At 39.1% G+C, this 642-nt stretch carries 1 protein-coding gene; it reads right to left on the bottom strand.

Annotated elements, in window-relative coordinates:
* Positions 1 to 34: 34 nt before the first annotated feature.
* Positions 35 to 583: an REP-associated tyrosine transposase gene (locus ACXAH9_RS17140; protein WP_474896076.1), complete on the bottom strand. Its 549-nt coding sequence runs from the start codon at positions 581 to 583 to the stop codon at positions 35 to 37.
* Positions 584 to 642 lie beyond the last annotated feature (59 nt).

Raw genomic sequence — 642 nt, 5'->3', positions numbered from 1 at the left:
CCCATGCTGCCGCAAGTTTGCAACTTGTGGCCATTCAATCCAAGAACTCAACATCTATTAACCCCTTGACACCTGCATAATCTCTGGCACTTGAATACAAGTAATCTTCGGCATTTTCTACAAGCCCGGCAACAACCGGATTGTTATGAACATATTCCATCTTCTGATCAATCACCTCATTACTGAAAATCTCAATTGGCCGATTATCCTGCCTCCAAAACTGATAGCTTTGATTATTACTATTTCTCTCTCCAGCTTTCATGAAAATTTCCAACATCCAGTCTTTTCTACTTTCCTGGTTACTATGCTGAATTTCCTTCAAGATCTTTTTGGATGTAAATTTTTTCAAATCTCTGATGGTTCCTGACAAATCCCCGCATTCAGAACGGACAATCATATGGACGTGGTTGCTCATCAAACACCAGCTATAGACTATCAGACCCTTTTCTTTCTGACAATGCCTGATGCTTTCTAAGAAAATATCACGATAAGACTGGCGCGTGAAAACATCCACCCATTCCACGGTTGCAAAAGTGATGAAATAGATTCCTGTATTGTTTTGAATCTTATAATTCCGGCTCATGCAATACAAGTTACAAACTTGTAAGAAAAGCTATCTTCTTCTTTCTTTTTCCGCAAGTT

The organism is Ekhidna sp. ABH4_415, assembly GCF_056161305.1.
Note: the sequence above shows the minus strand (reverse complement) of the source record. Positions and strands in the feature narration are given on the sequence as shown.